Here is an 8,784-nt window from a genome sequence, read left to right on the forward strand (position 1 = left end):
ACTGCGCGGCGACACCCTACTTTTTACTTACCGGAGGCTTCATGGATCCCGATCCCACACCTCTCCTGAACGGGAGAATGCGTTCTTTCCGGTAAGCCAGCCTGTTGCTGACTCACCGGTGATGTGAGGCAGCAACGTCCCAAACGTTCCTGCTTGAAAAATTGAGTGCCTCTCAGGTACGGCCTTGCCACGCCTGAAGGAAATGCTGCGTCCGCATTCGCGGATGCGGAGGAATGACTATGTTTAAAAATATCACCCGGCAGCTGCAGGCCCTGCTGAGCCGCCACCTGCCACACCGTCTGGTTCAGCGCGACCCACTGCCAAACGCCAAAAACATGGCGGGGGCGGCGATCCCCGCGTCCCTGACCGAACGCTGCCTGAACGTGGCGGCGATGGATGAAAATGAAGTCTGGCGCGCCTTTGGCGGGCACCCGGAAGGGCTGAACGCGGCAGAAGTGGAAAAAATCCGCGCCGTGCACGGCGATAACCTCATTCCGGCACAAAAGCCGTCTCCGTGGTGGGTGCATCTGTGGCTCTGCTACCGCAACCCGTTCAACCTGCTGCTGACCGTGCTTGGCCTCATCTCCTATGCGACGGAAGATCTGTTTGCCGCAGGGGTGATTGCCCTGATGGTGGGCATCTCCACGCTGCTGAACTTCATTCAGGAGGCCCGCTCCACCAAAGCGGCGGACGCCCTGAAGGCGATGGTCAGCAACACCGCGACCGTCTCGCGCGTGATCAACGATCTCGGCGAAAACGCCTGGGTGGAATTGCCTATCGACCAGCTGGTGCCGGGGGATCTGGTGAAGCTGGCCGCGGGGGACATGATCCCGGCGGATTTACGCATCATCCAGGCGCGCGATCTCTTCGTCGCGCAGGCCTCCCTGACCGGGGAATCCCTGCCCGTTGAAAAGGTGGCGCGCAGCCGCGACCCGCAGCAGATGAACCCGCTCGAGTGCGACACCCTGTGCTTTATGGGCACCACGGTGGTCAGCGGCACCGCGCAGGCGATTGTCACCGCCACCGGGGGCAACACCTGGTTTGGTCAGCTTGCCGGGCGCGTCAGCGAGCAGGAGAGCGAGCCGAACGCCTTCCAGAAAGGCATTGGCCGCGTCAGCATGCTGCTGATCCGCTTTATGATGGTGATGACGCCGATCGTGCTGCTGATCAACGGCTACACCAAGGGAGACTGGTGGGAAGCTGCGCTGTTTGCGCTCTCCGTGGCGGTCGGCTTAACGCCGGAAATGCTGCCGATGATTGTCACCTCCACGCTGGCGCGCGGGGCAGTAAAACTGTCGAAACAGAAGGTGATCGTCAAACACCTCGACGCCATTCAAAACTTTGGCGCGATGGACATCCTCTGCACCGATAAAACCGGCACCCTGACGCAGGACAAAATCGTGCTGGAGAACCACACCGATATCTCCGGCAAAACCAGCGAGCGCGTGCTGCACAGCGCGTGGCTGAACAGCCATTACCAGACCGGGCTGAAAAACCTGCTCGACGTCGCGGTGCTGGAAGGGGTGGATGAAGAGTCTGCCCGTACGCTCTCCGGCCGCTGGCAAAAGGTGGATGAGATCCCGTTCGACTTCGAGCGCCGCCGGATGTCGGTGGTGGTGAGCGAGCAAACGGATGTGCATCAGTTGATCTGCAAAGGCGCGCTGCAGGAGATCCTCAACGTGTCGACGCAGGTACGCTATAACGGCGACATCGTGCCGCTGGACGACACCATGCTGCGCCGCATCAAGCGCGTCACCGACAACCTGAACCGTCAGGGGCTGCGCGTGGTGGCGGTGGCGAGCAAGTTCCTGCCGGCGCGCGAGGGGGACTATCAGCGTATCGACGAATCCGATCTGATCCTCGAGGGTTACATCGCCTTCCTCGATCCGCCGAAAGAGACCACCGCACCGGCGCTGAAGGCGCTGAAGGCGAGCGGCATTACCGTCAAAATTCTCACCGGCGACAGCGAACTGGTGGCGGCCAAAGTGTGCCACGAGGTGGGGCTGGACGCGGGCGATGTGGTAGTGGGGAGCGATATTGAACATCTCTCTGATGACGAGCTGGCGAAGCTTGCCCAGCGCACCACGCTGTTTGCCCGCCTGACGCCGATGCACAAAGAGCGCATCGTCACCCTGCTTAAGCGCGAAGGGCACGTGGTGGGCTTTATGGGCGACGGCATCAACGATGCGCCCGCTCTGCGTGCGGCGGATATCGGTATCTCCGTGGACGGGGCGGTTGATATTGCCCGCGAAGCGGCGGATATCATTCTGCTGGAAAAAAGCCTGATGGTGCTGGAGGAGGGCGTCATCGAAGGGCGCCGTACCTTTGCCAATATGCTCAAGTACATCAAGATGACCGCCAGCTCCAACTTCGGTAACGTCTTCAGCGTGCTGGTGGCGAGCGCGTTTCTGCCGTTCCTGCCGATGCTGCCGCTGCACCTGCTGATCCAGAACCTGATGTACGATGTCTCTCAGGTGGCGATTCCGTTTGATAACGTCGACGACGAGCAGATCCAGAAGCCGCAGCACTGGAACCCGGCAGATCTTGGGCGCTTTATGCTGTTCTTTGGCCCGATCAGCTCCATCTTCGACATTCTGACCTTCTGCCTGATGTGGTTTGTGTTCCACGCCAACACCCCGGAACACCAGACGCTGTTCCAGTCCGGCTGGTTCGTGGTCGGTCTGCTGTCGCAGACGCTGATTGTGCATATGATCCGCACGCGCCGCATTCCGTTCATCCAGAGCCGTGCCGCATGGCCGCTGATTGTGATGACGGGGATTGTAATGGCGCTCGGCATCGCGCTGCCGTTCTCACCGCTGGCGAGCTACCTGCAGCTGCAGGCGCTGCCGCTGAGCTACTTCCCGTGGCTGGTGGCGATCCTCGCGGGGTATATGGTGCTGACGCAGATGGTGAAAGGATTCTATGCGCGTCGGTATGGGTGGCAGTAACGGCAAGCCCGGTGGCGCTGCGCTTACCGGGCCTACGATCCGAACGTAGGCCGGGTAAGGCGAAGCCGCCACCCGGCAATAGCTTTCCTCTCAAATTCAACAACCTGTGATCTCCGTCGGCGCATTCGCTTGACGACAAATTGAGCGCATGTTAACAGAATGTTTTGCCTTTATTTGGCCCGTCAGATAAGGAACATTCATGTTACGGTACAGTCTCTTAACCGCCGGGCTGATGCTCGGCGCCTCTGCCTTTGCCGCCCCGGCAGGGGATCTCCCTTTAATGCCCTGGCCTGCGAAGGTCGAACGCCCGACGACCCAGGGCGCGCTGGTGCTTAACGATAAAATCTCTGTCAGCGTCAGCGGCGACGATCTGGGTGACGCCGTCAACCGCCTGCGCCAGCGCATCGCCCTGCAAACCGGCTGGACGCTGCAGCCTCAGGCTGAAAAGCCAGACAAACCGACTATCCGCATTGCCATCGCTAAAAAGGTGAAGCCGCAGCCGCTGCCGGACAGCGATGAAACCTATAAGCTCACGGTGGATGCTAACGGCGTGACTATCTCCGCCAACACCCGCTTTGGTGCCTTGCGCGCTATGGAAACCCTGCTCCAGCTGATGCAGAACGGAGCGGAAAACACCTCGCTGCCGTGGGTTACCATTGAAGATTCGCCGCGCTTCCCGTGGCGCGGGCTGCTGCTGGACTCGGCGCGCCACTTTATCCCGCTGCCGGATATCAAACGCCAGATCGACGGCATGGCCGCGGCGAAGCTCAACGTGCTGCACTGGCACTTAACCGACGATCAGGGATGGCGCTTCAGCTCGAAGCGCTACCCTAAGCTGACGCAGCTTGCCAGCGACGGGCTGTTCTACACGCCTGAACAGATGCGCGAGGTGGTGCGTTACGCCGCCGAGCGCGGCATTCGCGTGGTGCCGGAGATCGACATGCCAGGCCACGCCTCGGCGATTGCCGTGGCCTATCCGGAGCTGATGAGCGCGCCGGGACCGTACGCCATGGAACGCCACTGGGGCGTGCTGAAGCCGGTGCTGGATCCGACAAAAGACGCAACCTATACCTTTGCCGACGCGATGGTCAGCGAACTGGCGGCGATCTTCCCCGATCCGTATCTGCATATCGGCGGCGACGAGGTGGACGACAGCCAGTGGAAAGCGAACCCGGCTATCCAGCAGTTTATGCGCGACAACAGGCTGGCGGACAGCCACGCGCTGCAGGCTTACTTCAACCGCAAGCTGGAAACGATCCTCGAGAAGCATCACCGCCAGATGGTCGGCTGGGATGAGATCTACCATCCTGACCTGCCGAAAAGCATTCTGATCCAGTCCTGGCAAGGGCAGGACGCGCTGGGGCAGGTGGCGCAGAGCGGCTACAAGGGCATTCTGTCGACCGGCTTTTATCTCGACCAGCCCCAGTCCACCGCCTATCACTACCGCAACGAGATTGTCCCGCAGGGCTTAAACGGCGTGGACGTCATAGCGGACACCGACAGCGCCCAGAGCTGGGCCTTCTCCATGCCGCGCCTGAAGGGTAAGCCGGTGGAGGGGAGCTTCACGCTGGTGAAAGGGGATGCGGGCTGGCGCGGGTTTATTGATTTTGCCGGGAAATCCCGCCGCGCGGTGCAGAACATTGAATGGCGGGATGACAGCCAGGTGACGTTTACCGTCGATACGTGGATGGGCGAAACGCGCCCGGTCGTCACCGTCGATAACGACAAGCTTTCCGGCTATTTCCTGGTGGGGAATACGCGCTACCCGATCAGCGGCACGCGTCTGGAGGACGTGCCGAAAGGCGTTCCGCCGGTCGTGCCGGACGTGGCGAACCAGGCCAACCTGCTCGGCGGTGAAGCGGCGCTGTGGGCGGAAAACGTGGTGGCGCCGGTGCTGGATATCCGCCTGTGGCCGCGCACCTTTGCGGTGGCTGAGCGGCTGTGGTCGGCGCAGGACGTCAACGATGTCGACAACATGTACACCCGCCTGCAGGCGATGGACAGCTGGTCGACGGTGTCGGTCGGGCTACAGCAGCATACCCAGCAGCAGGTGCAGTTCACGCGCCTCGCCGGTAATGCCGACACCCTGCCGCTGCAGATCCTCGCGCAGGCGGTAGAGCCCGCGCAGTATTACACCCGTCAGCACCTGAAGTTCCAGGCCGGAAACTATCATCAGTTCGAGCCCCTCAACCGCTTCGCCGATGCGCTAAACGCCGAAAGCGCCACCGTGCGCCAGATGCACAAATGGGCGGACCGTCTGGTGAGCGATGCGGAAGACACGGAAAGCGCCGACGCCCTGCGCCACGTCTTTAACCGCTGGCAGAGCAACACCAGCGACGCGCTGGCCTTAAGCGAAAACAGCTATCAGCTGAAGGCGATGAAGCCGGTGATCCAGGAGGTGGATAAGCTGGCCTCGATTGGCCTGCGGCTGACGGATCTGGTGGCGCGCCAGGGCACGCTGGATGACAAAGAGATTGCGTCGATTCAGAGCGAGCTGGATAACGCGGCGAAGGTGCAGGACGAAGTGGTTATTGCGGCGGTCTATCCGCTGGAGACGCTGCTTCACGCCACGCGGAATCAGTAGCGGGCCATAAAAAAAGGCAGCCCCAGGCTGCCTTATCATCGACAAAGCGAATTAGCGACGTACGGCAATCGCTTCGATTTCAATTTTCACGTCTTTTGGCAGACGCGCCACTTCCACGCAGGAGCGCGCCGGGAAGGTGGCGTTGTGCTCGGTGAAGAAGGCTTCGTAGGTGGCGTTAACGGTCGCGAAGTCGTTCAGATCTTTCACGAAAACGGTGGTTTTGACGATGTCGCCCACTTTCAGGCCCGCAGATTCAACGATAGCCTGCACGTTTTCCAGCGACTGACGCGCCTGTGCTGCCACGTCGGTCGGCACTTCACCGGTTTTTGGGTTTACGGGGATCTGACCTGAAGTGATGATCATGCTGCCCAGATCAACGCCCTGAACGTAAGGGCCGATAGCGGCTGGTGCATTTTCCGTCGCGAGTACTTTGCTCATGTTTTCTCCAGAATTACAGCGTTAAGAATGTTCCCGGCCATTATAACAGCCGGGATTTCATTACCAACCTCAATTAGTTGGCCAGCACCACATAATGAGAAAACTCTTTTTCGCAGTATTTGCATTTGAGCGCGATGTCATCGGCGCGTTTTTTCACTGCAAAGCTGGAGGAAACCGGCTCAGCATGACTGATGCAGTTGCTGTTCGGGCAGACCAGCACGCTTTCAATGCGATCCGGCAGGCTCGGGCGGGATTTACCGACCACTTCATACTCGTCGATGCGGTTGACGGTGGCGTCCGGCGCGTACAGCGACAGCTGGTTAACCTGCTCGTCGGTCAGGAAGGTATTCTCGATTTTAATCAGGTCCTTGCGGCCCATTTCACCTGACGGCAGGTTCAGGCCGATGGTGATGCGCTGGTCGGTTTCGGTCAGTTTGAACAGCGTCAGCAGCTTAAAGCCCACCTGCGCAGGGATGTGGTCAATCACGGTGCCACGCTTGATGGCTTCAACCTGGAGTTTGTTATCGTGTGTCATGGTCGTTTCCCCTTACAGTGCCAATTCGCGATTCAGAACCAGTGCCAGTAACGCCTGGCGGGCGAAGATGCCGTTTCCGGCCTGCTGGAAGTACCAGGCGTGCGGCGTTTTATCCACGTCTGTGATGATCTCATCGATGCGCGGCAGCGGATGCAGCACCTTCATGTTGTCGCGCGCGCCCTCGAGGTCGCTGGCGCGCAGCACGAACTGTGCCTTCACGTTGGCGTATTCGGACGGATCCAGACGCTCTTTCTGCACGCGGGTCATGTACAGAATATCCACGTGGCTCATCACCTCTTCGATGCTGGCGTGCAGGCTCCACTGAATGCCTTTCTCATCCAGCATGTCGAGAATGTACTGCGGCATCGCCAGCGCGTCAGGCGCAATGAAGTAGAAGCGGTTGCCGTTAAATTTCGCCAGCGCCTGCGTCAGGGAGTGGACGGTGCGGCCATATTTCAGGTCGCCGACCATGGCGATATTCAGGTTCTCGAGCTTGCCCTGGGTCTCCTGAATGGTGAACAGATCCAGCAGGGTCTGCGTCGGATGCTGGTTGGCACCGTCACCGGCGTTCAGTACCGGAATGCCGCCGGAGAACTCGGTCGCCAGGCGTGCCGCGCCCTCCTGCGGATGACGCATCACAATCGCGTCGACGTAGGTGCTGATGACTGAAATGGTATCCGCCAGGGTCTCGCCTTTTTTACCCAGCGACGTGTTGCTGCTGTCCGAGAAGCCCACCACGCTCGCCCCCAGGCGGTGCATGGAGGTCTCAAAGGAGAGGCGGGTGCGGGTCGAGGCTTCAAAGAAGCAGCTCGCAATCACCTTGTGCTTCAGCAGCTCCGGTTGCGGATTGGCCTTCAGTTTTGCCGCGGTTTCCAGAACCAGTTCCAGCTCTTCGCGGCTGAGGTCGTTTATGGAAATGATGTGTTTTTGATAAAGCGGATTCATGTTTATCTCCTGACGCCGGGCAAAAAAAAGCCCCTCAAATGAGGGGCTCTGGGAATAGGTTTAGCAACGGGAAGAAAAACGGCAGGCCAGCGTCTGATTTCAGACGCGGTAAGACGTTATGTCGTACACGCTTGACCATGCTTCCTCCCGGCAAATTGTCGGGCATTATACGCAGCTCGCTTTTCGGATCAAGCGATTTAATGCACGCTTTACTCAATGCAAACGGTTCTTTATGAATATTAATTCGTTCTGAGTAAATAATTAATTTGCTTATGCACCAGAGCGGTGCGTTTCACGACCCGGGGAGCGACCCAGACGATACTGCTGCCAGCCACCACGCCTAAAATTTCCGGTAGCTGGTGATAATCCAGAATACGCGCCACCGCGCGGCCATATCCGGCGACGGTATGCACAAGGATAAACTCGCTATTATGCTCGACGCTGACCACCATTTCGGACACGGTACGCGCGGCGTCGGGGGCAGGGCGCAGCTGGGGATTCAGCGAATAAATCTTTAGCCCTTTGGCATTTCGAATTTTTATGACACCGAGCAATTTAAGCAGACGTGAAACGGTGGACTGGCTGATGGTCTCAAAACCACGCTCCTGCAAATCCCGGCGGATCTCCTCCTGGGAGAGATAGCTCTTTTCTGCTATCAGGCGCTGGCAGACCGTCAGCTGTAGTTGTTCTTTGGGAGAGTACTCTTCGTAATCCATCATAGTTCCCATATCAGTTCCCGAAATAACCGGTGGCACCGCACCGATCCGTAGGCCGGATAAGCGCAGCGCCATCCGGCAAATCACAACAAGGCACCCAGGCTCAACGCCACCATGATCACTACCGTTAATATCCCCAGCAGCGGCGCCACCCATTTCAGATAGCGTACGTAGGGCACGCGGGCGATCGCCAGCCCGCCCATCACGACGGCTGAGGTGGGAGTGACCAGGTTAACGATGCCGGACGCCGACTGGTAGGCCGTGACCACCAGGTCGCGGTTGACGTTAGCGAAATCGGCAAGGGGCGCCATGATCGGCATCGTCAGAACGGCCAGGCCGGACGAAGAAGGCACAAGAAACGACAGCACCACTTCCAGCCAGTACATCACGTTGATGAACGCCACCGTCGATAACCCGGTAACCATCCCCTCGGCGCTGTGCAAAATGGTGTGGGTAATCATGCCCTTATCCATGATCACTACGATACCGCGCGCGATGCCGATAATCAGCGCGACGCCCAGCAAATCTCGCGCGCCGTTGATAAACGTCGAGGTCAGCTCCTCTTCGCTCATGCGGGCGATCAGGCCGACGATAATCGCGCTGGCGAGAAACACCGCC

General features: G+C 59.3%; 7 protein-coding genes and 2 pseudogenes. 3 read left to right on the plus strand and 6 right to left on the minus strand.

The features are described from left to right. The first annotated feature begins 239 nt into the window (after nucleotides 1–239). On the plus strand, nucleotides 240–2,948 hold the full coding sequence (mgtA, locus tag DOU50_RS21535; RefSeq protein WP_045335516.1) for a magnesium-translocating P-type ATPase: 2,709 nt from the start codon (nucleotides 240–242) through the stop codon (nucleotides 2,946–2,948). Nucleotides 2,949–3,147: 199 nt separating this feature from the next. Next, on the plus strand, nucleotides 3,148–5,532 hold the full coding sequence (locus DOU50_RS21540) for a beta-N-acetylhexosaminidase (RefSeq protein WP_148770222.1): 2,385 nt from the start codon (nucleotides 3,148–3,150) through the stop codon (nucleotides 5,530–5,532). 51 nt (nucleotides 5,533–5,583) lie between these two features. Here DOU50_RS21540 and ridA read toward each other — a convergent pair whose 3' ends face one another. From ridA to DOU50_RS21560, 4 genes are all read right to left on the minus strand, one after another. Further along, nucleotides 5,584–5,970, minus strand: coding sequence for a 2-iminobutanoate/2-iminopropanoate deaminase (ridA, locus tag DOU50_RS21545; protein ID WP_024907263.1), 387 nt, complete (start codon nucleotides 5,968–5,970; stop codon nucleotides 5,584–5,586). Between the two features lie 73 nt (nucleotides 5,971–6,043). Continuing rightward, nucleotides 6,044–6,505: an aspartate carbamoyltransferase regulatory subunit gene (gene pyrI, locus DOU50_RS21550; RefSeq protein ID WP_023310197.1), complete on the minus strand. Its 462-nt coding sequence runs from the start codon at nucleotides 6,503–6,505 to the stop codon at nucleotides 6,044–6,046. A 12-nt stretch (nucleotides 6,506–6,517) separates the two neighbouring features. Next, entirely contained in the window at nucleotides 6,518–7,450 is a 933-nt protein-coding gene (gene pyrB / locus DOU50_RS21555; RefSeq protein ID WP_148770223.1) for an aspartate carbamoyltransferase, read from the minus strand. Between the two features lie 34 nt (nucleotides 7,451–7,484). Further along, complete coding sequence (locus tag DOU50_RS21560) at nucleotides 7,485–7,589, minus strand: pyrBI operon leader peptide (RefSeq protein ID WP_022646880.1); 105 nt, start codon at nucleotides 7,587–7,589, stop codon at nucleotides 7,485–7,487. Here DOU50_RS21560 and DOU50_RS21565 point away from each other — a divergent pair. Continuing rightward, nucleotides 7,569–7,686, plus strand: a pseudogene (locus DOU50_RS21565) (hypothetical protein). The gene DOU50_RS21560 and the pseudogene DOU50_RS21565 sit on opposite strands and share 21 nt — an antisense overlap. A gap of 3 nt (nucleotides 7,687–7,689) precedes the next feature. Here the strand turns inward: DOU50_RS21565 and DOU50_RS21570 are convergent. Both DOU50_RS21570 and DOU50_RS21575 read right to left on the minus strand, forming a co-directional pair. Then, entirely contained in the window at nucleotides 7,690–8,169 is a 480-nt protein-coding gene (locus tag DOU50_RS21570) for an arginine repressor (protein ID WP_024907261.1), read from the minus strand. A gap of 80 nt (nucleotides 8,170–8,249) precedes the next feature. After that, a pseudogene (locus DOU50_RS21575) lies at nucleotides 8,250–8,784 on the minus strand (YfcC family protein); the annotation flags it as partial.

Source organism: Enterobacter sp. C6, from assembly GCF_008122455.1.
GTDB classification, from domain to species: Bacteria; Pseudomonadota; Gammaproteobacteria; order Enterobacterales; family Enterobacteriaceae; genus Enterobacter; species Enterobacter pseudoroggenkampii.